Source organism: Kordiimonas lacus, assembly GCF_001550055.1.
Taxonomy (GTDB): Bacteria; Pseudomonadota; Alphaproteobacteria; order Sphingomonadales; family Kordiimonadaceae; genus Kordiimonas; species Kordiimonas lacus.
The window spans coordinates 66,331-91,417 of sequence record NZ_LRUA01000006.1 but is presented as its reverse complement, the minus strand read 5'-3'; the positions used below and the strand labels follow the sequence as shown (position 1 = coordinate 91,417).

21 protein-coding genes are annotated in these 25,087 nt (G+C 58.5%); 13 read left to right on the top strand and 8 right to left on the bottom strand.

The window, feature by feature from the left end:
• Genes KORLAC_RS08530 through KORLAC_RS08515 form a run of 4 tightly spaced genes read left to right on the top strand, consistent with a single transcriptional unit; the run spans position 1 to position 3,661 of the window.
• A complete protein-coding gene (locus tag KORLAC_RS08530) occupies positions 1-1,578 on the top strand; it encodes a lipopolysaccharide biosynthesis protein (RefSeq protein WP_068305447.1) in 1,578 nt (525 codons plus the stop codon).
• A 1-nt stretch (position 1,579) separates the two neighbouring features.
• Positions 1,580-1,921, top strand: coding sequence for a tRNA-binding protein (locus tag KORLAC_RS08525; protein ID WP_068305445.1), 342 nt, complete (start codon positions 1,580-1,582; stop codon positions 1,919-1,921).
• Between the two features lie 52 nt (positions 1,922-1,973).
• A complete protein-coding gene (locus KORLAC_RS08520; RefSeq protein WP_068305444.1) occupies positions 1,974-3,110 on the top strand; it encodes a hypothetical protein in 1,137 nt (378 codons plus the stop codon).
• Positions 3,110-3,661, top strand: coding sequence for a hypothetical protein (locus KORLAC_RS08515; RefSeq protein WP_068305442.1), 552 nt, complete (start codon positions 3,110-3,112; stop codon positions 3,659-3,661). Before KORLAC_RS08520 ends, KORLAC_RS08515 begins: the two co-directional genes overlap by 1 nt.
• 70 nt (positions 3,662-3,731) lie before the next feature.
• Here the strand turns inward: KORLAC_RS08515 and KORLAC_RS08510 are convergent, their stop codons facing one another.
• The 3 genes from KORLAC_RS08510 to recG form a co-directional block, all read right to left on the bottom strand.
• On the bottom strand, positions 3,732-4,199 hold the full coding sequence (locus KORLAC_RS08510) for a GNAT family N-acetyltransferase (RefSeq protein ID WP_068307085.1): 468 nt from the start codon (positions 4,197-4,199) through the stop codon (positions 3,732-3,734).
• 70 nt (positions 4,200-4,269) lie between these two features.
• Positions 4,270-5,793, bottom strand: coding sequence for an acyl-CoA carboxylase subunit beta (locus tag KORLAC_RS08505; protein WP_068305440.1), 1,524 nt, complete (start codon positions 5,791-5,793; stop codon positions 4,270-4,272).
• Positions 5,794-5,956: 163 nt separating this feature from the next.
• Entirely contained in the window at positions 5,957-8,041 is a 2,085-nt protein-coding gene (recG, locus tag KORLAC_RS08500) for an ATP-dependent DNA helicase RecG (RefSeq protein ID WP_068305439.1), read from the bottom strand.
• Between the two features lie 143 nt (positions 8,042-8,184).
• Here recG and KORLAC_RS08495 point away from each other — a divergent pair, with 143 nt between their 5' ends.
• The 5 genes from KORLAC_RS08495 (at position 8,185) to KORLAC_RS08475 (ending at position 15,474) form a co-directional block, all read left to right on the top strand.
• On the top strand, positions 8,185-8,487 hold the full coding sequence (locus tag KORLAC_RS08495; protein WP_068307084.1) for an FAD assembly factor SdhE: 303 nt from the start codon (positions 8,185-8,187) through the stop codon (positions 8,485-8,487).
• Between the two features lie 18 nt (positions 8,488-8,505).
• Complete coding sequence (gene mfd / locus KORLAC_RS08490; RefSeq protein ID WP_068305435.1) at positions 8,506-12,000, top strand: transcription-repair coupling factor; 3,495 nt, start codon at positions 8,506-8,508, stop codon at positions 11,998-12,000.
• 105 nt (positions 12,001-12,105) lie between these two features.
• The gene (locus KORLAC_RS08485; protein ID WP_068305432.1) at positions 12,106-12,726 is read left to right on the top strand and encodes an outer membrane protein; all 621 of its coding nucleotides are present in this window, start codon (positions 12,106-12,108) and stop codon (positions 12,724-12,726) included.
• A gap of 839 nt (positions 12,727-13,565) precedes the next feature.
• Complete coding sequence (gene nhaA / locus KORLAC_RS08480; protein WP_068305429.1) at positions 13,566-14,717, top strand: Na+/H+ antiporter NhaA; 1,152 nt, start codon at positions 13,566-13,568, stop codon at positions 14,715-14,717.
• Positions 14,718-14,919: 202 nt separating this feature from the next.
• Positions 14,920-15,474, top strand: coding sequence for an outer membrane protein (locus KORLAC_RS08475; RefSeq protein WP_068305428.1), 555 nt, complete (start codon positions 14,920-14,922; stop codon positions 15,472-15,474).
• Between the two features lie 180 nt (positions 15,475-15,654).
• Here KORLAC_RS08475 and KORLAC_RS08470 read toward each other — a convergent pair whose 3' ends face one another.
• A complete protein-coding gene (locus tag KORLAC_RS08470; protein WP_068305426.1) occupies positions 15,655-16,290 on the bottom strand; it encodes a DsbA family oxidoreductase in 636 nt (211 codons plus the stop codon).
• A gap of 134 nt (positions 16,291-16,424) precedes the next feature.
• On the opposite strand from KORLAC_RS08470, the gene KORLAC_RS08465 reads away from it, so the two are divergent.
• From KORLAC_RS08465 to KORLAC_RS08450, 4 genes are all read left to right on the top strand, one after another.
• Complete coding sequence (locus tag KORLAC_RS08465; RefSeq protein ID WP_068305424.1) at positions 16,425-16,745, top strand: hypothetical protein; 321 nt, start codon at positions 16,425-16,427, stop codon at positions 16,743-16,745.
• A gap of 76 nt (positions 16,746-16,821) precedes the next feature.
• Complete coding sequence (gene moaA / locus KORLAC_RS08460) at positions 16,822-17,850, top strand: GTP 3',8-cyclase MoaA (RefSeq protein WP_139167422.1); 1,029 nt, start codon at positions 16,822-16,824, stop codon at positions 17,848-17,850.
• 87 nt (positions 17,851-17,937) lie between these two features.
• A complete protein-coding gene (locus KORLAC_RS08455) occupies positions 17,938-18,696 on the top strand; it encodes an NAD kinase (protein ID WP_068305421.1) in 759 nt (252 codons plus the stop codon).
• A gap of 113 nt (positions 18,697-18,809) precedes the next feature.
• A complete protein-coding gene (locus KORLAC_RS08450) occupies positions 18,810-20,288 on the top strand; it encodes a S10 family peptidase (protein ID WP_420913274.1) in 1,479 nt (492 codons plus the stop codon).
• Between the two features lie 69 nt (positions 20,289-20,357).
• Here KORLAC_RS08450 and KORLAC_RS08445 read toward each other — a convergent pair whose 3' ends face one another.
• From KORLAC_RS08445 to KORLAC_RS08430, 4 genes are all read right to left on the bottom strand, one after another.
• Positions 20,358-22,067 (bottom strand): sensor histidine kinase, encoded by a 1,710-nt coding sequence (locus KORLAC_RS08445; RefSeq protein WP_068305417.1) that lies wholly within the window; start codon positions 22,065-22,067, stop codon positions 20,358-20,360.
• A gap of 52 nt (positions 22,068-22,119) precedes the next feature.
• Complete coding sequence (locus KORLAC_RS08440) at positions 22,120-23,238, bottom strand: DUF2336 domain-containing protein (RefSeq protein WP_068305415.1); 1,119 nt, start codon at positions 23,236-23,238, stop codon at positions 22,120-22,122.
• A 316-nt stretch (positions 23,239-23,554) separates the two neighbouring features.
• Positions 23,555-24,055: a flavin reductase family protein gene (locus KORLAC_RS08435; RefSeq protein WP_068305414.1), complete on the bottom strand. Its 501-nt coding sequence runs from the start codon at positions 24,053-24,055 to the stop codon at positions 23,555-23,557.
• Positions 24,056-24,158: 103 nt separating this feature from the next.
• Positions 24,159-25,082, bottom strand: coding sequence for a flagellin (locus KORLAC_RS08430; RefSeq protein ID WP_068305412.1), 924 nt, complete (start codon positions 25,080-25,082; stop codon positions 24,159-24,161).
• Between the last annotated feature and the right edge of the window lie 5 nt (positions 25,083-25,087).

The window sequence follows — 25,087 nt, the reverse complement described above, 5'->3', positions numbered from 1 at the left end:
ATGGACAAGACCAAGCCCCCTTCCCGCCCGGAAAAGCCAGAGCGGCCGGAACGTCCTGAGCGAAACGAGCACCGCGCGCGGGTCGCTGGCGGTGCGGGCTTTGCCTTCCTTGGCCGCATGGGTGCGCTGATTGAAGCCATCTCCGTTATCGCCTTCACCTGGTACTATGGTGCGGCGACCTTTGGCCTGTTTGCGGTCTTGTGGTCCTATGTGAAGGTTTCTACCGCCGTTTCGGACGCCGCCATGACCACAGCGCTGCAGCGCTTTGTCCCCAAAGCCAATGGCAATGATCCGGAACTGGCCGTCGGATACGCCATAAAATTCAGTTTCCTGATCGCCATCACCATTGCTGGCCTGACCTGCTATTTCGCGCCAAACCTGGCAGGCGTCATCAGCGCCGCCGAAGATGATGCCGACCACCTGATCAGTGTGATCCGCATCTATGTCTGGGTGCTGCCGTTCTGGACCATGGTTGAAGTGGGCACCGCCGCCATCCGCGCCCGCCGGAAATTCGGCCCGGAAATCCGCGTCCGCGTGTTCTACGAACAGGGCCTGCGCCTGGTGGCCGCCATCGGCTTTGCGGCGATGGACTATATGACCTACGGGCTTTTCATTGCCCACCTTGTCAGCGTGGTGCTTTCAGCGGCCCTCGCCCTTCGCCTTGTCGCCAAACACTATGATTTCGGCAAGGTTCTGCGCGCCCCGATGACAGGCCCGATGCCCAGGGCCATGCGCCAATATGGCTTCACCGTCATGCCTGCGAACCTGATCAAGAAACTGTTCAGCGAATTCCCGGTGATGTTCCTGAACTATCTGCTACCCGGTGCGGCAGGTGCGGCGGCAGGCGGCTATTATGCTGTTGCCCGCAAGATCGCCAGCGCCCTGCAGGCTGTGCGCATGACATTTGAGTATGTCATGGCGCCGCTGGCTGCGGAAAAGGACGGCCACGGCGACCATGTGGCGCTGCAGGACATGTTCGCCTATGCCACCCGCCTGTCTGTCACGCTGGCGCTGCCGTTCGGCGCGGCGCTCGTGCTGGCGCGCAACGATATCCTGGCCACCATGCAGCCCCAGTTCCAGACGGCGGCGGCGGCCATGTCCATCCTGTGCGCGGGCCGCGTGCTTGAGGCCGCGACCGGCCCTTCGAGCGCCATCATTGAAATGCTGGGACACCGGTCGCTGCCGGCCATCAATGGCGTGCTGGGGCTTATTACCCTGCTGCTTCTGGGCAACTGGCTGATCCCGCTTTATGGTGTCACGGGCGCTGCCGTTGCGGCGGCCGCCGGCCTCAATGTCACGGCCATCGCGGGGCTGATTGAAACCTTTTTCATTTTCCGGCTGTGGCCCTATGACCGCCACGCCCTCCGCCCGCTGATCGTCTCGCTTGTCACCAGCGGCATCATGCTGTCGCTCATTCCCGCCAGCAATCACTGGCCGGTGCCGGTGGGCATCCTCGGCGCCGTCGCCGGGCTGCTGATCTCCGTGATGATATTGGTGCGCTATGGCCTCAATCACGAGGACGCCAACGCACTGGGCCGCATCGGCAAACTGAAACCCCTGAAGAAACTGGCACCCTGACATGGCTGACGAAATCTCATTTGACGACTTCCTCAAGGTAGATATCCGCGCCGGCACGATCCTGAGCGCGCGCGATAATGAAAAGGCGCGCAACCCCGCCTATGTGCTGGAGGTAGACTTCGGCCCGGACTTCGGCGTCAAGACAACGTCCGCCCAGATCACCGAAGAACACACCAAGGAAGACCTTGTGGGCATGCAGGTGCTGGCTGTCACCAACTTCCCATCAAAGCGCGTCGCGGGCGTGAAGTCAGAGGTGCTGACGCTGGCAACCATGGAAGACAGTGGCCGCACCGTGCTGATAACGCCCTCGAAGCCCGTGCCGAACGGCACCCGCTTGCTTTGACGGCCTTGCTGCCTTAAGTCACTAAACAAAGAATTTACCCGGGGAGCAGCGCGTGAGCGACATCATCATCAAAGAAATCACTGATGTGAAGGGCCTGAAGGACTTCGTCAACGCCACCCGGCAGGTGTATGCGAATGACCCCAACTGGATCCAGCCCCTGATGATGGAGCGGATGGACGCCATCCGCCGCGACAAGAACCCCTATTATGAGCATGCCGAAGTCGCCCACTGGGTAGCGTACGAAGGCGGAAAGCCCGTCGGCCGTATCACCGCCCAGATCGATGAACTGGCGCAGGAAAAATGGGGCCCGAACCTGGGGCACTTCGGCTTTTTTGAAGCCACGACGAAGGACGTGGCCGACAAGCTGTTGAGCACCGCCGAAGGTTGGCTCAAGGCCCGCGGCATGAAACGCATGCAGGGGCCGTGGTCCCTCAATACCGCTGAAGAGGTTGGCACGCTGATCAAGGGCTTCGACACGCCGCCTGTCTTCATGATGCCCCACGGCCGACCCGAATATGACGGCTGGCTGAAGGGCCAGGGCTTCGACAAGGCCAAAGACATGCATGCCTTCCGGCTGGACCTGAACATGCCGGTGCCTGAGCGCGCCAAACGTATCGTCAAGATGGCGGAAAAGAACAAGCGTACCACCATGCGCGAGGTCGACATGAAGCGTTTCGACGAAGAGGTCGCCACAGTTCTGGATATCTATAACGAGGCATGGTCCGAAAACTGGGGCTATGTGCCCTTCACCAAGCATGAGGTGGAGCATGGCGCCAAGGCGCTGAAGCCGGTGGTGAAGCCTTACCGCACCATGATCTGCGAATATGACGGCGAGCCCGTCGCCTTCATGCTGACCATCCCGGACGTGAACCACAAGATCCGTGACCTTGACGGCAAGCTGCTGCCGTTCGGCTGGGCCAAGGTGGCCTGGCGCATGATGAACGGCAAGGAAGACCGCTGCCGCGTGCCGCTGATGGGTGTCAGGAAGAAATTCCAGAAAGGCCCCCTCGGGGCCGCCATGGCCATGTGGATGATCCAGGTATCGCAAAAGAACGTGATGGACCGCGGCGCCTATTTCGGCGAACTTGGCTGGATTCTTGAGGACAACGAAGGGATGATCAGCATTCTCGAAGAGATCGGCTGCGAGATTTACAAGACCTACCGCGTGTATGAGAAAGCGATTGGGTAATGCCCCCTTTTCTAATTCAGAGACAAGGCTTTCAGCTCAAGATATCCACCATTGGGGAAGCCGCAGCACTGGAAGCGGTGGGCATCCTAAACAATAGCGAGTTAATTGCATGGGCAAACCACATGCTCATCAATGGTCATTACTCGCAAGGCCTTGATGCATTAGACGACACGCCCGAAACCTTGCCTGCCCAAGCCCACGAGCTTTTTAAGCAGGCGGTCAAAGAATTACAGGTTCAAGAGTTCTCGCCGCATGACGCCGCATTCACGGCTGCCCGCGTTATCATTCAACAAATCGCAGATCAAGAAGTTGACCCAGAAGTAGGTTGCCAATTTCTTTGCCACCATTTCTCGCTGGGCAGCCCACAAAAAGGCCCAGCTTCCAACTTCAGCGAGGAATTAGGCATGAGAGAGTTTGTCTATCTGGAACATGAAATGTGCCACGCCCGTGCAGCGCTGCAACATCCAGTCCCCTATGATCCTGGGCCTCCTGAAGTCATCAAACAGGAAATCCTCTCTGAGGCCCAACGGTGGCTCAACGCTAATACCTAATCTACCCCTCCACCGCCAACTTGCCTTGGGCGAGATTGGCGAATTCGCACAGGAGCGGCCTTGTTTCGCCCTACCCCAACGGCTTGATCAGGTTAATCGTCTCCGTCAGATAGCCCTGCTTTTCATAAAAATGGCGGCCTTGTGCATTGTTCCAGAACACCTCGAGATGCAACAGGCGAAAACCGTTCGCGCGGGTCCAGTCTTCCGCCGCGGCCATCAGCGCCTGCCCCACACCAAGACCCTGCGCACCATCCTTCACCGCAAGTAGCGGTACGGTGGCGACCATTTCGCCAGAGACTTCATCCTCGCGTTCACGCACATGTACAAAGCCAAGCGGCTCATCGCCGCGAACGGCAACATAGGTGGCGTTCCGCACGTCCGTTGCCGCCATCATGGCGTCGATATAGTCGTCCTGGAATTTCTGCACCACCGCATCCGAATGCCAGCTCAGCCCTGCCTTCGCCGCCAGCGTCGGCGACAGGGACCGGATAAACGGCAGGTCAGCGTCCTCGACTGGACGGATGGTAAGCGTGGTCATGGTTTTCTTCCCGGCAGCAACAAGGTTGCCGGTCATGCCCTAAACATGCCTTCATTGCAAGAGCTGCGGGTTATTCCAAAGCCATCTTGCCTTGGGCGAGGTTTGCGAATTCGCACAGGAGCGGCCTTGTTTCGCGGGGGTCGATGACGTCTTCGACCATGAAGGCTTCGGCGGTGCGGAAGGGGCTGCGCACCTTATCAAGCCGTGCTTTGATCTCCGCCAGTGCGGCCTGTGGGTCTTCGGCCTTCTCCAGTTCCGCCTTATAGGCCACCTCGATCCCGCCCTCGAGCGGCAGGCTGCCCCAGTCGCCTGACGGCCAGGCGAAGCGGTACTGGAATTTGGTATGGTCGCTCATGGCCGCGCCCGCCACGCCGTACGCCTTCCTGACAATCACGCTGGCCCACGGCACGGTTGAACGGTAAATGCCATTGAGTGCCTCAACCCCATAACGGATGGTGGCGGCCTTCTCGGCGTCAAGCCCGATCATGAAACCCGGGTTATCAACGAAGTGAACCACCGGCAGGCGGAAAGTGTTGGCGAGCTTTACGAACCGTTCGATCTTGCGGGCCGCGTCGGCGGTCCAACTGCCGCCCATGAAGCTAGGGTCTGAGGCAATCACTGCGACGGGCCAGCCATCAAGCCGCGCCAGCGCCGTGATGGCCGACTGGCCCCAGCGCCTGCCAATCTCAAACACGCTGCCCCGGTCCATGACGCTGTCGAGGATTTTGCGCATGCTATAGGCCTTGCGGCGGTCTTCCGGCACGGCGTCCAGCAGCTTTTCGTCGCGGCGTTCCACGCCATCGCTGGTATCGCCCCTTGGTGCTGGCAGCCCCGCTGCGGATGGCAGGTAGCTCAGGAACCGTTTCGCGGCCTCGAACGCGGCCTCTTCGCTCTCCACCAGCTCATCCACCGCGCCGTTGCGCGCATGAATGTCCGCGCCGCCCAGCGCTTCCTTATCAAGATTTTCGCCAATCGCCGCCACCACGGCGGGCCCGGCGGTGAACATGTGGCTCATGCCCTTGACCATAACGCTATAGTGGGACGCCACCACGCGTGCGGCGCCAAGCCCCGCCACAGAGCCAAGCGCCAGCGCCACAACGGGCACCGTCTCAAGGTTTTTCACAACATGGTCCCACCCCGGCAGGTAAGGGACATACGTCAGGCCCATGTCCTCCAGCATCTTGACGCTGCCACCACCGCCCGTGCCGTCGATCAACCTGATGAGCGGCAGCTTGTATTCGTGCGCCATCTGTTCCGCCAGCACCGCCTTGCGCCAGATGGCAGCGTCTGCGGCCCCGCCCCGCACGGTGAAATCATCGCCGGTCAGCACCACAGGGCGGCGGTCCACGTCTGCCCGACCGAACAGGAAGTTCGATGGCGACGCGTCCACCAGGTCGCCATTCTGGTCATAGCTGGCCTTGCCCGCCAGCTTGCCGATCTCGCGGAAGGAGCCGGGGTCGGCCATTTTTGCAAGGCGGGCGCGCACGTCCAGCTTGCCCCGCGCATGTTGGCGCGCCAGCTTGTCCTCGCCGCCCATCTTTTCGGCCAGCGCCTCGCGCTTCTTCTTCTCGGCTAACTCTTTTTCCCACGCCATACGGATATGTCCCTTAATACCTTGTTTAAAGGGTAAAATAGCGTGGATGGGGGATAGTCAAATGGGCACAGTGCAACATACACCATCGTCACTCGCCGGCTCGACCGGCGAGTCCACATCCATGCAGGGATTCGCTGATCAAGTCAGCGAATGACAATTGAATTTACCCCGACTGCATCAGGCGCACACCCTCGTCGCGCTCGAACAGATACAGCAGGTGCCTCAGCGCCTGCCCGCGCTCTGACTTCAGCTCTGGGTCCTTGTTGACGATCAGCCGGGCGTCGTCGCGCGCTAGCTCGATCAGGTCTGCGTGCTCCAGGAAATCAACCATCTTGAATTCCGGCAGGCCGCTTTGGCGTGTGCCCAATATTTCGCCGCCGCCCCGAAGCTTCAGGTCTTCTTCCGCGATCAGGAAGCCGTCCTCGCTTTCGCGCATGGTCTTGAGGCGCGCGCGCGCCACTTCGCCAATCTCGTTACCGCGCAACAGGATGCAGGTGGACTTGCCCGCGCCGCGCCCCACGCGTCCGCGCAGCTGGTGCAGTTGCGCCAGGCCGAAGCGTTCGGCGTGTTCGATCACCATGATCGTGGCTTCCGGTACATTCACGCCCACTTCGATCACGGTGGTGGACACCAGCACGCTGATCTCGCCGGTCTGGAACTTTTCCATCACCGCGTCCTTGTCCGCGCCCTTCATCTTGCCGTGCACCAGCCCCACGCGCGGTCCCAGCATATGCTGGAAATCGCGGTAGCGGTCCTCGGCGGCCGCCAGGTCCAGCTTTTCGCTTTCTTCCACCAGCGGGCAAACCCAGTAGGCGCGCTGGCCTGCCTGTACCGCGCGGCCAATGCCCTGCGCCACCTCGCCCAGCCGGTCCAGCGACACCACGCGGGTGTCCACCGGCTGCCGCCCGGGTGGCTTTTCCTGAATGCGGCTGACGTCCATGTCGCCGTATGCCGTGAGCGTCAGCGTGCGCGGAATGGGGGTTGCAGTCATGCCCAGCACGTCAATGCCGGCCGTGGCCTTGCCCGCGAGCGCCAGGCGCTGTTGCACGCCGAACCTGTGCTGCTCATCAATGATCGCAAGGCCGAGGTCCCTGAACTGGACGTCGTCCTGAATGATGGCGTGGGTGCCGACAAGGATATCAATCTCGCCCGCGGCGAGGCGCGCCAGGATTTCCTTGCGGTGCTTGCCCTTGTTCCGGCCCGTGAGCTTCTCAACGCGAAGGCCCGCTTTTTCCGCGAGCGGCGCGATGGTTTCCAGATGCTGGTTCGCCAGAATTTCCGTAGGGGCCAGCAGCGCCGCCTGCACGCCCGCCTCCACCGCCGCCGCCATCACGAGTAAGGCCACGACCGTCTTGCCGCTGCCGACATCGCCCTGCATCAACCGCAGCATGGCGCGGCCACTTTCAAGGTCCGCGATGATCTCCTGGAGTGCCTTTTCCTGATCGCCTGTGAGGCTGTAGGAAAGATTCCCTATGAGTGTGCCCCTAATGTGCCCATTGCCCTTGAGTGCCCTGCCGCGTTTCTTCTGTGTGCGGTCGCGCACAATCGCCAGCGCCAGCTGGGTCGCCAGCAGCTCGTCCGCCGCCAGCCGCCGCCGCTCCGGGCTTTTCGGAGCTAATGTTTCGGGTCCGGAAGGGCTATGTAAATGTTTGATTGCGCTTAGAAAATCAGGCCATCCTTCGCGCGTGACGATATCCTTCAGCTGCCATTCGGGTAGCGGCGGCACGGTTTCCAGCGCCGCATGGATGGCCTTCCTGAGCACCTTGCCCGACAGCCCGGCCGTCAGCGGATAGACGGTTTCAAGAAGCGGAAGCTCGTCTGCGCTATCGGGGGAGACCATATAATCCGGGTGGGTGATCTGCGCATCCCCTTGGAAATGCTCAAGTTTTCCGCTGATAATGCGCGTCTCGCCTTCCGGCAGCTGCTTCCTGAGATAGTCCGCACGGGCATGGAAAAACACCAGCGTCAGCTCGGCTGTGTCGTCATGGCAGCGCACCTTGTAGGGCGCGCGCTTGTTGTGCGGCGGCAGGTGTTCATCCACCACCACTTCAAGCGTCGCGATGCTGCCAGGCGCGGCATCCCTGACTTTCGGGCGATAGCGCCGGTCCACCAGCCCCGTGGGCAGATGCATGAGAAGGTCGCGCGTGCGCGTACCCGCGAGGCGCTCAATTGCCTGCTTGTTACGCTTGCCGATGCCCGGCAGGCGCTCGATATCCGCGAAATAATCAAACAGCGCTTCAGGCCGCATAGGGCGGTTTTCCCCCGAAAATCATGAAAGTTTCCCTTTAACCAAAGCGGACCTTAGCCTATGGTGTGCCGCCCATCAAACAGACAGATCAAAATCTGCAGGTGGTGATGTGTTTTTCCAGTTTCCAGTGGAAGGTGACCAGTATGAGCGACCAAGGCTACAACCCGCACAAGGACATCAACCTTGAAGACCGCAGGCGCCGTCTGTTGTTTCGGGCCTGGCACCGCGGCATCAAGGAACTGGACCTGATTTTCGGCAACTTTGTCGAGGCCAACAAGGACAGCTTCAGCAATGCTGACTGCGAATGGTTTGAAATCCTGTTCGAAGAGCAGGACCACGAGATTCTCGGCTGGGTCACCAAAGGCATCGATGTGCCTGAAAAATTCCAGGGCGAAATGATGGACCGGCTGCAGAAGCTGGACTTCATGACCCTCAAGGCCAAGTAAACCGGACATTTTAGCACCATGCCACTGGACCAGCTGATAGACGCGGAGATGCCGCTGATTGCCTCGGGCGTGCCCGGCGGCTATGACGCCATGCTGCTCGCTGATCTGGCGGGTCGGCATGCCAAGCGGCCGGTCCTTTATGTGGCGTCCGACGACGGGCGGCTGGCAGCGATGGCGGCGGCGGTGAAATTCTTCGCGCCAGAGATGGAACTATTGCTGTTCCCGGCATGGGACTGCCTGCCCTATGACCGTGTCAGCCCGCAAAGCGATATTGTCGCGCGCCGTATGGCAACCCTGTCACGCCTGACGGCTGGCAAGCAGACAAAGCCCCTGCTGGTGCTGACCACCGTTAACGCAGCCCTGCAGCGTGTACCCGCGCCAGAAGCCGTGCGGGACGCCACCTTCCACGCCGAACCGGGCGATGAGGTTGACCTCGTGGCGCTGACAGACTTTCTGGCGTCAAATGGCTACACCCGGTCCGGTCAGGTCATGGAGCCGGGCGAGTTTGCAGTACGTGGCGGCCTGATTGATATTTTTCCGCCCGGTGAAGACAGCCCGCTGAGGCTGGATTTCTTTGGCGATGAGCTGGACACCATCCGCCGGTTCGACCCGCTGGATCAGCGCACAATAGGCAAGGCGCCGCGCCTGCACCTGAAGCCAGCGTCCGAATTTTCGCTGTCGAAAGAAGGCATTGAGCGCTTCCGTCGGAACTATGTGAACACCTTCGGCCCGGCCAAAGGCGACGACCTGCTGTATGAAGCCATCAGTGAAGGCCGCAAGTATCAGGGCGCCGAACACTGGCTGTCCTTCTTCCACGACAAGATGTCGACCCTGTTCGATTATCTGGACGCGCCGCTCTTTACCTTCGACCATCAGGTGGATGACGCGGCAGGCGAGCGTTTCAAGGCAGTGGACGACTATTTCGAGGCCCGCCGGGAGGCCTGGGCCATCGCGAAAAATGAGAAGAGCATCACTGCGCCTCCTTACAAGCCCGTGCCCAGCGCGCAGCTGTATCTCAGCGAAGCCGAATGGCAGGACCGGCTGGACGAGCTTAATGCCATCCGCCTGACGCCGTTTGAGGAGCCCCCTGCCCTGAATGTGGTGAGCTTTGAGGCGCGTCAGGGCCGCGACTTTGGCCCCGAACGCAACAACCGCGACCTGAATGTCTATGATGCTGTGCGCGACCATGTGAAGGCGCTACGCGCCTCAGAGAAGCGCGTAGTGTTCGCTAGCTATTCCGCCGGCGCCGCCGACCGCCTGAAGGGTGTTCTGGAAGATCACGGCCTGATGCCCGTGGGGTTAGCGGACAGCTGGGAGGACATCCGGCGCGAAAACAAGACGCTGATTGCCGTCACCGTACTGCCGCTTGAGCGGGGTTTCGAGACCAAAGACCTGGCTGTCATTTCTGAACAGGATGTCTTGGGCGACCGGCTGGTGCGGAAGGCGCGGCGGAGCAAGAAGGCAGATAATTTCCTCAAGGAAGCCAGCGCGCTATCGCCCGGTGACCTTGTGGTGCATGCCAGCCACGGCATCGGTAAATTCGTCGGGCTGGAGACCGTTACTGTTACGGGCGCGGCGCACGACTGCTTGCTGCTGACCTACCTGGGCGGTGACAAGCTTTATGTGCCCGTTGAGAATATTGAAGTATTGTCGCGCTTTGGCGGCGAGGACGCCGGCGGCCAGCTGGACAAACTCGGCGGCGTGGCATGGCAGGCACGGAAAGCAAAGGCCAAGGCACGCATCCGTGAGATGGCCGGCCAGCTGATTAAACTGGCCGCTGAGCGTGAGCTGAAGGAAGGCACCCGGGTGACAACGCCCGAAGGCCTCTATGACGAATTCGCCGCCCACTTCCCCTTCACGGAAACCGAGGACCAGCTGCGCGCGATCGAACAAGTGGCGGCGGACCTGTCATCCGGCCGCCCAATGGACCGGCTGGTGTGTGGCGACGTCGGCTTCGGCAAGACAGAGGTGGCCCTGCGCGCGGCCTTTCTGGCAACCATGGCCGGGCTTCAGGTTGCGATTGTTGCGCCCACCACGCTGCTCTCGCGCCAGCACTATCTGAACTTCACAGAGCGCTTCAAAGGCCTGCCTGTGCGCATCGGCCAGCTGTCGCGCCTGGTTTCCGCCAAGGACCAGAAGGCTACCAAAGAAGAAATGCGCAAGGGCACGTGCGATATTGTGATCGGCACCCATGCGCTGCTGGCCAAAGGCATCGAGTTCAAGAACCTGGGCATGGTGATTGTGGACGAGGAGCAGCATTTCGGTGTTGCCCACAAGGAAAAGCTGAAGGAGCTGAAAGCAGACGTGCATGTGCTGACGCTGACAGCCACCCCGATCCCGCGCACACTGCAGATGGCCATGTCGGGCATTCGCGACCTTTCGATCATCGCCACTCCGCCGGTGGACCGGCTGGCGGTGCGCACCTTCGTGCTGCCGTTCGACCCTGTCGTGGTGCGCGAAGCGCTGTTGCGCGAGCACTATCGCGGCGGACAGAGCTTCTATGTCGTGCCGCGCATCGCCGACCTTGAAGAAGCCGCCACTTTCCTCAAGGAACATGTGCCAGAGGTGAAATTCATCATCGGCCACGGCCAGATGACGCCCAAGACCATCGAAGATGTCATGACCGCTTTCTATGAAGGCAGATATGATGTGCTGCTGTCGACCACCATCGTTGAAAGCGGCATCGACATCTCGAACGCCAATACCATGGTGGTGCACCGGGCGGACCGCTTTGGCCTGGCGCAGCTTTACCAGCTTCGCGGCCGGGTGGGCCGGTCGAAAACCCGGGCTTATGCTTACCTGACCACGCCAGCGAACCGGATGCTGAGCGAAAATGCCGACAAGCGGCTTCAGGTGCTGCAGGCGCTGGATACGCTTGGGGCTGGCTTCACCATCGCCAGCCACGACATGGATATTCGTGGCGCCGGCAACCTATTGGGCGACGAGCAATCCGGCCACGTCAAGGAAGTGGGTGTGGAACTCTATCAGAAGATGCTTGAGGAAGCCGTGGCGGAGGCACGCGCGGGCGCAGGCGATGACGAATTCGAGGAAACAGACTGGTCGCCACAGCTAAATCTGGGTGCCACCGTTATGATCCCGGAAAAATATGTGCCGGATCTGACCCAGCGCATGGCGCTCTATCGCCGCCTGGCAGACCTTGAAACCCGCGAGGACGTAGACGCCTTCTGTGCTGAGCTGATTGACCGTTTCGGGCCGCTGCCCGGGGCCGTGAAACAGCTGGCGGCCATCATGATCATCAAAGGGTCTTGCAAGCGCGCAGGCATCGACAAGCTGGATGCCGGGCCGAAGGGCATGACCATCAGCTTCCGCAACGACCAGTTCGCCAACCCGGCCGGACTGGTGGAATTCATTTCCGGCACCGGCGCGTCAGCCAAGCTGCGGCCAGACCACAAATTGACCTACTATGCACGGATGGAAAAGATCGGCGCACGCCTGAAGGCTGTGAATGCCGTGGCGAAACGTCTGGCTGCTGTTGCAACCAACCAATCTTAGTTTAGTTGCTACACAAACTCCCACAAATCGGCACAAAGTCGCCTCAATTGAACTGCTCCTAATAAGTCGTTGAATTAATTCAACCGACAATTGAAGGACACGACAATGAAAAAGCTATTCACTGTGGGGGTGATGGTGCTGACGACAGCAGTATCAGGAGTGGCACTGGCCGACGCCCCTCAATCCTCTACCATAGACACAAAATACTTTCATGGTCCCTATCTGGGCGTGGAAGCCGGCCTCGGCATGCACACAGAGCATGACAGCAGCGACCTGGATTTTCAATTCGGCCTTTTTGGCGGCTACAGACATCAGTCAGACGATGGCCTTGTTCTTGGCCTTGAGGGCACGTTCGGCTTCCCTGGCACTCCAGATACCCGGTATGCAATCTTCCCTAGATCCAACCGACATCACTGGTCTGTCATGAGCACAGCTGGATACGCCTTTGGTCGGAACCGCCGAAATCTGCTGTTCGGTCAGGTTGGCTGGAGCCAGGTTCGGCAACGCGTCGATCTGCTTGAGCTCATCGACGACGGCAACGGCAACCTCGTGCCTACCCCATCTGGTGAGTCGCTCTATCGACGTCTTGACGGCCTGAAGCTGGGGCTTGGGTATGAACGCGCGCTGTCTGAAAGATTGAGCCTGCGCACCACCGTCACCTTCTCAGGTCTGGACGGAACCAACGACATGCTTGAGAGCAGCTTGGGGATTGTTTTCAAATTCTGACCGCAGAGCCACAAATAGCCTGACCTCGACACCCTGTTGGGGTCAGGAACTATATATTATCGTTTATTAACCTCGTTTGATCAGAAATCGTTAATCGGCAGCTGGTACCCTATGGGTGTTATAAGTCTTAACCGGCGGCAAAAGGCAGCCGCCTGAGATACACCTCCTCCCGTTGTTCAGGCCAACAGGACAATTCCGGGGACGTGCCATGAAGCCCACCCCTGCCCTTTCTGGCTTGATTGCCGGTCTGAACCTTTTGGGCGTCAGCGCCTTTGTGACCTATCTCTTTCTAATTTAACGGGATAGAGCGACCAAATCGGCCGAATGTTCCGCATCCGGGCGCCTCGGCATATTTTGTGCACCGCAATTTCACTCATTACCTCAATCGCTTAGCGTCAAACGCATAGCTGCCCTAACATTTTTATAGATTGTTATTGGCGCGGGACCGCTTATATCTCGCTGTGATCCGCAGCACAGAAAGATCATCGGGCACCTGATAAGCCATAAAAGATGACGTTGCAGATTAGGCGACACCGGGTTGGCAAAGGCCGATCTACCGCCAGGGACACGACAGACATATGTTGGAAAGACAGGAAAACCTGCAGCCAACACAAAGGATAGCTAGAGGATAGAATGATGAAAAATAGCCAATATAGCGAATTCTCAGGATGGGGCGCTGCGCTCAACCTGATTGCTGTGAGCGGTTTCGTTGCTTACCTTTTCCTGATTTAGGATTTGCCATTTTCGGCCTCCGCTGAAATCGGACCAAATCGGTCGATTTAATATTGCATCTCCATGCCCTACCTCCAATATGGTGGTGGGATATCAGGGAGATCGTAATGAAATTATCCATGTCACCCGACGCACTCGGGGGGCTCCTGCTGATCGCAGCGGCTGCATTCGCCATCATTTTGGACAATTCGAGCCTGGCGCCAATCTATGATGCGCTTCTGAAAACCAAAGGCACCATTGCCCTTGGCGAGTATGGCCTGTCCAAACCCATCCTTTTGTGGATCAACGAAGGCCTCATGGCCATCTTCTTCCTTCTGGTGGGGCTTGAAATCAAGCGAGAAGTGGTGACGGGCGAACTGTCGAGCCTCAAAAGCCTTGCCCTGCCCGGAATGGCTGCTGTCGGCGGCATGGTTGTTCCTGCCCTCCTCTTTTGGTTTGCCACTGGTGGTGAGGCCCAAGCCATGAGTGGCTGGGCGATCCCGACCGCCACGGATATTGCGTTTGCCATCGGCATCCTTGCCATGATGGGCAGTCGCATTCCCGCGGAGCTGAAGCTGTTCCTGCTGACACTCGCGATCCTTGATGATCTGGGTGCCGTGGTGATTATCGCAGCCTTCTATACTGCTGATCTTTCGGTCATCTCGCTTACATTGGCGCAGGCAGGCTGTGTGGGGCTCTTTGTGCTGAACCGCGCCGGCGTTCGCAACACCTCCGCCTATTTGTTCATTGGCGCGCTCGTCTGGATTGCTGTGCTGAAGTCGGGCGTTCACGCCACCCTCGCTGGCGTTGCAGTGGGGCTGGCTATTCCCGCCACGAAGGATGATGAGGGCCATTCACCGCTCGAAGACCTGGAGCATAACCTGCACGCACCGGTGGCCCTGATGGTTCTGCCGCTGTTTGCGTTTGCCAACGCGGGTGTTTCCCTTGCAGGCCTGTCGTTTGACTCGCTCATGGCCCCGGTTAGTGCGGGCATTCTTGCGGGTCTTGCCCTGGGCAAGCCGCTTGGCGTGATCGCAGGCGCCCTGGTTGCCATCTATATCTTCCGCGCCAAGCTGCCCGGGAAGTTAACCATGGCCCACGTCTGGGGCGCAGGGCACCTGGCAGGTATTGGTTTCACCATGAGCCTCTTTATCGGCAGTCTGGCCTACAGCTCTATCGCGCTTCAGGCCGACGTACGGATTGGGGTGCTGGCAGCGAGTCTTCTGTCTGCCCTCATCGGCTGGGCCGTATTGTCGCGCGCCAAACCAGCCAGCGCCTGAAAAACTCGATTTAGGGGGCAAAACCAGCTTTTGCCCCCTTTTCTGAACAGATGTTAAGCTGAGCGCCGCATTGCGTCACAATGTTTCATAAATCCGCCACGGATCGCCCATAGACGCGCCCCAAAGCCCCTCCAAATTCTCATCATCAGCCGGGCACATAAGAATGGCCTGGCACTTTGAGAAAACGACACGGAGGACAGTCATGAAATTCTCGAAAACAATTATGGGTGTGGTAACGGCTTCAACGCTTCTGGCTGCAGGCGCAAGCGCCGCCGACGGTGAGCGCAAATTTGATGGTGCCTATGCCGGTATTGAGGCAGGCGTTGACTGGACCAAACTGGCTGGCGACGTCAAGCGCGACCGCAGCCTCTATTATGGTGGTGTGATCGGCTTCCGCCGTCAGATGGACAACAACATGGTCTATGGCCTTGAAGGCACCTTCGGCGACACTGGCTATAACAACAACGCCACTGGCATGAAAAGCGAATATGAATGGAGCGCGTCCCTGACGCTTGGTCAGGCATTTGGTTCTGACGGCGCGAACCTGATTTACGGTAAAGCTGGTTATGTTCGCACCCGGTTCGACCCAACCAGCGCAGACGGTGATGCCTTCAACGACAACGGCTGGCGCTTTGGTGGCGGCTATGAGCGGGCGCTTGGCGAAAGCCTCAGCCTTCGTGTCGGCGCCGACTATACGACCTACGGCGACGACAAAAACGCCTGGACAACCAAAGCAGGCCTGATCGCCCGCTTCTAACGGTCTCCCTCGTGGGCCCTGCTGATTTCCTCTCCGTTCAGTGGGGCCCGCTCCCTCAGGGAACTTCAAATGTCCTGACCCTTCTACCCTGATTATTCCTTGGCTTTCCCTGGCCTTTTGTTCCGAGTATCAATTGTTATGAGTAGCAGGCGTCCTTTTCCCAGAAGGGCGCCTGTTTTTTTACGCGGTTGCCTCGGCTGTTACCTTATCAATCACCTGCACGAGCGCTTCCGGTCCCTGCGCACCCGAAACCGCATATTTGCCGCCAAAGATATACATGGGTACGCCGCGAATACCGGCTTCCTGCGCGTGTTGCACTTCCGTGCGAATGAGGTCTGTGTCCTGGTTGGAGGCCAGCAGTTCAGCCACCAGCGTAGTGTCCATGCCCGCCTGCCCGGCGATCTCTGTCAGCAGGGCATGATCGCCAATGAAGGCGCAGTCTTCGAAATAGGCTTTCATGATGCCGTCCGCCACTTCCGCCTGCTTGCCGGGCGTCATGGCCCAGCGGATCAGGCGGTGCGCATCCAGGCTGTTGGCGATGGTGCAGTCACTGTCGAAATCGAATGCGATCCCAAGGCCCGCTGCCTGTACCTTAAGGTGCTCCCGCATGGCCTCAAGTTGTGGCCCATCGCCGAATTTCTTCCGGTAATAGCTTTTGCGGTCCACGCCTTCTATCGGTGTGTCGGGCGCGAGCTGATATGGCCTGTAGCGCACCACGGACAGGCTGCCCGGGCGCATCTCCAGCGCCTTGTCCAGTTGGCGTTTACCCACATAACACCAGGGGCACACCACATCGATAACTAGATCAAGTTCCACAAAAGCCTCCGTTCATCGTTCACACCACAACATAGCACCGCACGGGATATCGACAATTGTATCTAAATCTTTACTGCCAATTCACCGCCTCAGGTGTATAGTGACCGCGGACTTTAGAGGGATATCACGATTTCATGATCAAGGCGCTCAACATCGCGACACAAGGCCTGCTGCAGTCGGAAAGCCGCGCCACCGACTTGGCGGCTGAGATCCTGAAGAAAACAAGTGAGGCTTCATCCTTCAGCCTGGACGACGATGCTGGTCAAAGCCAGAACACCGCAGCCCTTACGTCCCCTTCCACAAGCCCGTCCGGTCCCGGTTATTCAGACCTGTTGCAGAATATGGTGGACCTGAAGGCCGAAGGGCATGCGTTCAAAGCCAATGCCACAGTATTCAAGCGCCTGGATGAAGCGTATGACGAGGCCCTGGGTTCCTTCTTCGACGAAGATAGCTGACCCCACACCACATTCTGACGCCATTATCACGCGCTAATGACTTGACGACTGGCGTCTTGCGCACGACATTGCAGCTATGCCTGATAGCCATGACCATATGCCACAGACCAAAGCACTGACCGACACTTTCGGGCGGCAGATCAACTATCTGCGCCTGTCCGTCACGGACCGCTGTGACCTCCGGTGCCGCTACTGCATGGCGGAAGACATGGTGTTCCTGCCCAAAGCCGACGTGCTGACGCTTGAGGAGCTTTACGACCTGTCAAAGGCCTTCATGGACCGCGGTGTGCGCCGCATCCGCCTGACAGGCGGCGAACCCCTGGTCAGGAAAGGCATCCTGTCGCTGATTGAACGGCTTGGGGATGATGTAGATCGCGGCCTGTTGGATGAGGTGACCCTCACCACCAACGGCACGCAACTGCCACATATGGCGGCTGACCTCTATAAGGCGGGCGTAAGGCGCATCAATGTGTCGCTGGATACACTGAAGCCAGACCTGTTCGAGGAAATCTCCCGCCGCAACAAGCTGGCGCAGGTCCTTGAAGGCATCCGTGCCGCCAAGGCCGCAGGCCTTGAGGTCAAGATCAACACGGTGGCGCTCAAGGGCATGAACGACGGTGAAATCCCGGACCTGATGGCCTGGTGTCTGGCTGAAGGCCTTGATCTTACGCTGATTGAGACCATGCCCTTGGGTGAAATCGACGATGCCCGTGAAGACCGGTATCTGCCGCTGACCGCGCTTTTGCCCACCCTCCAGGACCGCTGGACGCTCACGCCGAGCGGCCACCGCACAGGCGGCCCGGCCAGGTATTTCTCTGTAAAGGGCCACGCCAACCGCCTGGGGCTTATTACACCGCTGACCGGCAACTTCTGCGACGGCTGCAACCGCGTGCGCGTAACCTGCACGGGCCGCATCTATATGTGCCTTGGCCAGGATGACCATGTGGACCTGCGCGCAGCCCTTAGGTCTGACGACCCGGAAGCCGAGCTTGAAGCCGCTCTTGGGAAAGCCATGCTGGAAAAGCCCAAAGGCCACGATTTTGCCATGCAGAATGACCGTATGGTCGGCACCGTTGGTCGCCACATGAGCCAGACCGGCGGCTGATCAGCCGACCGAGACCTCCTGCGGAAAAATTCCCGCTCGCTCTCAGCCAATTTTTCCCTATACTCGCACCCAAGAGGGAACAAGCATATGAAGATAGCCATCATTGCCAGCGAGTTTGGCGAAGCGAGCAAAGCCGCGCAGTTATTACGGAACCGTTATAAGGCAGTCAGCACCAGTGATGCAGACGTCATTATTGCGCTTGGTGGCGACGGATTCATGCTGCAGACCCTGCATGCCTATATGGGCCGCAATGTGCCAATTTTCGGCATGAACAAGGGCACCGTTGGCTTCCTGATGAATGAATTCAACGATGATGACCTGATTGAACGTATCGGCAAGGCAGACAGCTTCACCCTGCATCCTCTGCGTATGCGCGCCACCCGCTGTGATGGTGAGGTTGTCGAACATCTGGCCATCAATGAAGTGTCGCTCCTGCGGGAAACCCGCCAGGCTGCCAACATCCGCGTGGCGATTGACGGTAAGGTGCGGCTGCCGGAACTGGTCGGCGACGGCGTCTTGGTGGCAACCCCTGCCGGCAGCACAGCCTATAACCTGTCTGCCCATGGCCCGATCATCCCATTGGGCGCCGACCTTCTTGCGCTGACACCGCTTTCTGCCTTCCGCCCCCGCCGTTGGGGCGGCGCCCTGTTGCCGCATCATGTGACGGTGGCGCTTACCATCAACCAGCCGCAAAAACGGCCAGTTTCCGCTGTTGCGGACATGCATGAAGTGCGGGATGTGCGCCATGTGTTGATCGAAGAGGCCCGCGACGTGTCGCTGACGCTGCTGTTCGACAGCGAGCACACGCTGGCCGAGCGCATCTTCACCGAACAGTTCGCCTACTAAAGGGCTCAGCTCATCGCGAAGCTCGCGACAGGGCTAAACCAAAGGGCTAAGAGAGCCCCAAAGTCAACAATCAGGGGATATCCATGTTCAAGCTAGCAAAATCATGCGTCGGCATGCTGCTTGCGGCGTCCATGACGCTGCCTGCGGTCGCGGCCGAGACGAAGGGCGAGACCGCAGCACCTGTCGAAGCACCAAAAGTCTATGAAGTTGAAAAGGCGGGTACTTTCGGCGGCGAGAAGGTCAAATACAAGGCCATTGCCGGTGAAACGCATCTGAAGAACGATAAGGGCGAAGCCACAGCCTCGATCTTTTCCACCACTTATCTGCGGACAGATTTGAAATCAAACGCCGAGCGCCCTGTGTTCTTCATCTTCAACGGTGGTCCGGGCTCTGCCAGCCTATGGCTGCACCTGGGCGTTTACGGGCCCAAGCGGGTGGTCCTGCCGTCCGACGCCGAAGATGATGGCGCCGCGCCTTACCGGCTGGAAGACAACCCACTGTCGATTTTGGACATGGCCGATATGGTCTTCATTGACCCCGTCGGCACAGGCTATAGCCGCGCCATCGGCAAAGGTGACGGCAAGGATTTCTGGGGCATTGAAAATGATGCCCAGTCTATCGCTGAGTTCATCCGCCTTTGGCTGGTGAAGCACAAGCGCTGGAATTCGCCCAAGTATTTGTCGGGCGAAAGCTATGGCACCACGCGTGCGGCGGCGCTTCTGCATGAGCTTCAGGGCGGCTGGTCCGATATTGCGATCAACGGTGTTGTGTTCATCTCCTCCATCCTGGATTTCCAGACAGCGCGCTATCAGCCTGGTAACGACACGCCCTATATTTCCTACCTGCCGACAATGGCCGCCACCGCCTGGTATCACGGCAAGGTGGACAAGGCGGGCCGCACACTTGAAGGATTTATTGACGAAGTTCGTGCCTTCACGCTGGGCGACTATGCCAGTGCCCTGCTGCAAGGCAACCGCCTGGACGAGAGCGAGTTCAACGCTGTCGCCGCCAAACTGGCTGCCTACACGGGTCTGAGCGAGCAATATGTCAAAAATGCCAACCTGCGCGTCAACAACATGCGGTTCATGAAAGAACTGCTGCGCAATGAGGGTAAAACCGTTGGTCGCCTGGACAGCCGCTTCGTTGGCGAAGACTATGAAGGCACCGGCGAACGGTTCGATAATGACCCTTCAGGCTACGGCATCGATGCTGCCTATACCGCTGGCATCTACCAGTATATGCAGAATGACCTGGGCGTGGATATTGAGCGCCGCTATGAGGTGCTGTCCGGCAAGCCGGGCCGCCACTGGGCAGAGCCCCGCAAGCGTGGTTACAGCGAAGGCTACCCGAACGTTGCCCCTTTCGTGGGCACGGCTATGCGCGAAAACAAGGACCTGCGCACCATGGTAGCCAATGGCTACTATGACCTGGCAACCCCCTTCTTCGCGTCGGAGAACACCTTCAACGCCAATGGCATCGACACCAGCCGGGTGTGGTTCACTTATTATGAGGCCGGCCACATGATGTATGTGCACCAGCCGTCCATCGAGCAACTGGTGAAGGACATTCGCACCTTCATCCGGGGCGAATAAAATAAAAATGGGGCGCGGCGGTTATCCGCCTGCGCCCCATCTCCCGTCCCTTATCAGGGTTTTTATCTCTTAGATATAGCCAGCGTCTGTGTTGTCGCCGTCCGACAGTGGCAGTGTCACCGTAAAGCGACTGCCCTCGCCCACCTTGCTTTCAAGCGTAATATTGCCGTTCATCTTGCGCGCAAGCTCGCGACTGATGTGCAGGCCCAGGCCCGTGCCTTCCTGGCTCCGGCTATAAATATGCTCTGTCACCTGGTGGAATTTTTCGAATACATTTTCAGCATGATCGTCGGAAATCCCGATGCCTGTATCCCAAACGGTGATGGCAACCTGCTGGGCCGCCTCATCTGAGGTAACGTCAATCCCGATGGCACCGCCTTCAGGCGTGAACTTGATGGCGTTCGACAACAGGTTCACCAGAATCTGCGTGGTGCGGCGGTCATCGACTTTCACACACAAGCCGGTGGTTTTGTCCAGCCCGTCAACATTCAGCCCTTTGTTGCGGGCGGCATCAATGTTCATATGCACGGCTTTTGTCAGCAGCTGATCCAGCTCCTGCTCATCGATATTGAGGGACAACCCACCGCTTTCAATCACGGCAACGTCAAGAATATCGTTTATCAGGCCCAGAAGGTGCTGGCCGGACTTCCTGATGTCAGACGCATAATCCACATAGGCACGCTCAAGCGCACCGAAGGTTTCACCCTCGAACGCTTCGGCGAAGCCAATGATGGCATTCAGCGGTGTACGGAGCTCATGGCTCATGGCCGCAAGGAACTCATTTTTGGCGCGAAGGGCGCTGGTGGCCTGCTCTGTCGCTTCATCGAGCGCCATATTCTTGCGCGTCAATTCCTGCAGCAGGGCTTCCAGATTGCGGCGGATATCATCCGCCTCAGCGGCCTGCTTGTAGCGCGCTGTCACATCCATGCCGACCCCACGGTAACCGCGGAAGTCGCCGCTCTGGCGCTCAAACACAGGCACAGCAGACAGGTGGAATTTGAGGTCCGCCCCTGATGGCTCGGTAATTACGAAAAGCTGCTCGCGGAACGGTTTACGCATGCGGATGGCCTGCGGGCCCTCCATGCGTTTTTCCAGATTTTCCTCAAGGCGGCCAAACTGCTCGAATTTCGATCCAATAAACAGCGAGGCAGGCTGGCCAACAATGGCGGTAAAGCGCTCAGACAGAGAGCGGATACGCATATCGGCGTCACATTCAAAGAACCAGTCAGAGCTCGCGCGGGCAAAATCCTGGAACCGGGCCTGCGTCTTGTTCGCTTCCTCGATCCCACGCACCTGCACGGTCACATCTTCATAGGTCCCGGCAACGGCAACAATGTCGCCCTTTTCGTTCCGCACAGGCGTATGGCGCCCGAGGAAAACGCGGTCCCTGCCACTGATGGCCACAATTTCTTCAGCCCGGACAGTTGTTTCACTGGCCAACACATCTTCGATCACAGGCTTCAGGGTTGGCACCTGATACCGCCCGGCATATTTGCCTTCGCCCGGCGCCAACGTGACGTCGCCAAGGGCCCGATCAAGATTCTGGTAATGGTCATTGAAGTGAATGACTGTGCCGTCGAGCGCGCACACATAGAAAGGCAGGCTTTCATCTACAAGGATACGCGAGACAAGGCCCAGCACCTGCTCGTTCGCCGGCATCCCTGCACCTGCCTGTCGGCCAATGCTCGCGCCAAACGCCGGCTCCATCGCGTCAGCCCCGTCACCACGGCGCCCCGCCAGGTCGACAACATTGTTGTCTTTCGGCTTTTCCAAAGTCATTGAGGTCCTCCCCGGGCTTACTGTGTCTGGCTGAGCTCCCGATCAGCCGGCACTACCCCACCTTTTCCAATTCTTCTATTGCTTCTTGGTACGCACTGTCGCGCTGCCACACTTGCAGCGCCCCACGGGCATTCTCTTCGCTCGTGGCATCAAACAACTCCAATATGCCTTTCAGCACCCCAGGCGATTTCACACCGCCACCCTCGCGGGCCTGCACCACCAGAAGGTAGATGCTGGTAAACTGGTTCCGCTCAACACCAACGGCTTTTGCCAAAATGGCGAAGCTTTCACCGCCCTTGTCTGAAAATATGCGCCAGGCTGTACGGAAATTGATGCCTGCCAGCTCTGCCAGCCCCGCCACAAACACGGCCACACGCTGCTGCCTGAGGGCATTCTGCAGGAACTGGATCGTCAGCTCGCCGTTTTCCATCATGCGGCGCACGAGGCGCTGGGCACGGACATAGGCGCTTTGTTCCCCGCCCTTGTCCACCATGACGGAATTAGCAGCGCGGCGCACAGCCTGCTCGAACACAATCGGATCAACCTGATAGTCTTCAAGAATGCGCTTCCTGAGCGCAGCTGACACCCACCAATACATGCGGTAAGCCAAGTCGCCGGGCAGATCGGACCGCTGCAAAAGCGGCTCCTGAAACCGGTCCACCCGGCGGGACTCAGCCACAAGATATTCCATCGCGCGGGACGACAACTGCGTGTCATGGTTATTGAGAAGCGTCTCAACCACGTCTTCGCTACCGTATTCAACCAGCGCATTGCTGACACTTTCGGACACATCTTCGCGCATGGCGATGGCGATGCGATGTTCGTCCGTCCGCATCCGTATAATTTCTATAAGATCTGGATCCTTGAGAAGCGCACTCTTTTCCAGAAGCGGACGCGCGATCTCGATCTCGTCATTTGCAAGCATTTTGACGATATCAGGCAAATCAACCCCCGATGCTGCCAAAGCCTGGGACAGCTCTTTCCTGATGTCTGTTTCAACCTGGCTCACGAGCTTGCCAAGAATGTCCGACATCAGGGCGCGCTCATGCTCGCTGAGCCGGCCACCATCGGATAAAAACAGGTCCGTAATGTTCTCCACAAGGCGCGACCGGGCATCCGAAGACTTGGTCTTCGCCAGCAACAACAATTCCTGCAGCTCTTTACTTACCACCTGACGCCTCCGCTCCCGTAAAATGCTCAAAACAACACGGGCACTTCTCATGATTTCAAGGTGCAACACACCCCTAGCGCGTTTTAGGATATAGATTCAGAGAGAAGAATCAACATCTTAGGAAAATGGCCCTCTCCCGGATCGGTCCAAATCACGCCTCAAACACCATATATCGAATCATATTGATTCGCAGAGTCAAGATATAGCGATTCGGGTGAGCGATTTTTTTTCGCACATGTTGCGAAAATGTCCTGCAAAAATCAGCTCAGGCACAAGATATTCGAAATTTGTTGCAAATCACTTAAGGGAAAGAGCGTCAGACCAGGGGCTGAAAGGTGCCCCATTCGCCATCCAGGTAGCACAAAGGGTCCAGCGTATCGCCCGCACCCACTTTCACCGCCTCGATGTTGCCAATGACAATAGCATGGCTGCCGGCATCCAGAATGCTTTCGACTGTGCAGTCGAAAGAGACCAGCGCACCGGTCAACAGCGGCGCACCAGACTTGGCCGTAAACCAGTTGCCGCCATCGAAACGCTCTGTTTCGCCTTCGCCGTCCATACCAGCGAACCGCATGGCAAGCGCCTTGTGAGCTGTGCCCAGCACGTTGACGCCCAGCGTGCGCCCCTTCGAGACAATGTCATAGGTAACACCCTGCCGGTTAATGCAGGCCAGCAGACGCGGCGGCTCAGCCGACAAGGAGGTGACAGCTGTTGCTGTCAGCCCAGCCCAAACCTCGCCATCTGCCGCGGTCACGATATTGACCGCGCCCCCCAAGCGGCGCATGCCCTGCTTGAACTGGTCTTTTGAAATAGCCATTGTCGTCCTCATTTGTTCCGACGCTCAATCTAGCCAGCGACAGACCAAATGCAACGACAATCGGCCAGAGCGGGACTACCGGAGCAGATTACCGGAATGGTTTTCAGAGGAAGCGCAACAGCGTCAGTTGGGACAAGGAGCTGATCGATTGATAGGACGCCTCAAGCGCTACCTGGTCGTTGTTCAGCCTGGTAACAGCTTCTGCAATGTCCACATCTTCCACATCGGCAATGAATTTTTCCAGGAACACGGACGTGTCTGTGTGCTGGTCGTCCACCACATCAAGGCGCTCGTACGCGAGGCCGTTGGCCACATGGATCTGCCGCATATTATCGATAGCGGTATCAAGGGATTGAAGCTGACCCTGCAGGAAACTGAACTGGGTGGCATCCAACTCGCCCTGAAGCGGACCGCTGCCGCCCTGATCAAATTGATACAGGTCCAGCATTTCCTGGAACACTCCTTCACCCAAGTCACTGGCAAGGATACCGAACTCAATGTCTACACCGTCTGCAATGCGGGCTTCAAAGGCCACATCACCGTTATCGAACGCGTCACTCACGGATGCCAACGCGTCCAGATCCGCCAGCGATGTAATATTGACGGGCTCTGACCCGGTTTTCGCACCGGAGAACAGATACGTGCCGTCAAAGTTGGTGTTAAGGGCGTTCGAGACAAACTTGAACGTCTGATCCAGCATCTCACTGAAGCCTTCAGCCTGACCATTCGCAAGCGTGACCTGGATGGTTTCCTTGAGCTTTTCCATCGCGCCCAACATACCTTCGATCTGGACGTCGTTGGCGTCCAGTTTGCCGCGAATGGTGTCGATGGTCTGCTGGTATGTCTCAATGCGTGTTTTGAAGGAGCGCGAGCCCAGGATTGTACTGGCCTGTCCAGCAAGACCCCGAAACTCATCGGTTTTCTTGCCTGTGGAAATCTGGCGTTGGCCATCGAAAACCTTCTGCTGGTTTTCCATGATAGAACGGATAAGCAGCGTTTGCTGACCGAATGATGATACCCGAACCATACTAA

Coding starts and splice junctions, on each gene's coding strand:
- KORLAC_RS08450 (WP_420913274.1), top strand. CDS start 18,810: ATGCTGCTTGCGGCGTCCATGACGCTGCCTGCGGTCGCGGCCGAGACG.
- KORLAC_RS08475 (WP_068305428.1), top strand. CDS start 14,920: ATGAAATTCTCGAAAACAATTATGGGTGTGGTAACGGCTTCAACGCTT.
- KORLAC_RS08495 (WP_068307084.1), top strand. CDS start 8,185: ATGAGCGACCAAGGCTACAACCCGCACAAGGACATCAACCTTGAAGAC.
- mfd (WP_068305435.1), top strand. CDS start 8,506: ATGCCACTGGACCAGCTGATAGACGCGGAGATGCCGCTGATTGCCTCG.
- KORLAC_RS08505 (WP_068305440.1), bottom strand. CDS start 5,793: ATGGCGTGGGAAAAAGAGTTAGCCGAGAAGAAGAAGCGCGAGGCGCTG.
- KORLAC_RS08445 (WP_068305417.1), bottom strand. CDS start 22,067: ATGACTTTGGAAAAGCCGAAAGACAACAATGTTGTCGACCTGGCGGGG.
- KORLAC_RS08430 (WP_068305412.1), bottom strand. CDS start 25,082: ATGGTTCGGGTATCATCATTCGGTCAGCAAACGCTGCTTATCCGTTCT.
- KORLAC_RS08465 (WP_068305424.1), top strand. CDS start 16,425: ATGATCAAGGCGCTCAACATCGCGACACAAGGCCTGCTGCAGTCGGAA.
- KORLAC_RS08515 (WP_068305442.1), top strand. CDS start 3,110: ATGCCCCCTTTTCTAATTCAGAGACAAGGCTTTCAGCTCAAGATATCC.
- KORLAC_RS08435 (WP_068305414.1), bottom strand. CDS start 24,055: ATGGCTATTTCAAAAGACCAGTTCAAGCAGGGCATGCGCCGCTTGGGG.
- KORLAC_RS08510 (WP_068307085.1), bottom strand. CDS start 4,199: ATGACCACGCTTACCATCCGTCCAGTCGAGGACGCTGACCTGCCGTTT.
- recG (WP_068305439.1), bottom strand. CDS start 8,041: ATGCGGCCTGAAGCGCTGTTTGATTATTTCGCGGATATCGAGCGCCTG.
- KORLAC_RS08525 (WP_068305445.1), top strand. CDS start 1,580: ATGGCTGACGAAATCTCATTTGACGACTTCCTCAAGGTAGATATCCGC.
- nhaA (WP_068305429.1), top strand. CDS start 13,566: ATGAAATTATCCATGTCACCCGACGCACTCGGGGGGCTCCTGCTGATC.
- KORLAC_RS08530 (WP_068305447.1), top strand. CDS start 1: ATGGACAAGACCAAGCCCCCTTCCCGCCCGGAAAAGCCAGAGCGGCCG.
- KORLAC_RS08455 (WP_068305421.1), top strand. CDS start 17,938: ATGAAGATAGCCATCATTGCCAGCGAGTTTGGCGAAGCGAGCAAAGCC.
- moaA (WP_139167422.1), top strand. CDS start 16,822: ATGCCTGATAGCCATGACCATATGCCACAGACCAAAGCACTGACCGAC.
- KORLAC_RS08485 (WP_068305432.1), top strand. CDS start 12,106: ATGAAAAAGCTATTCACTGTGGGGGTGATGGTGCTGACGACAGCAGTA.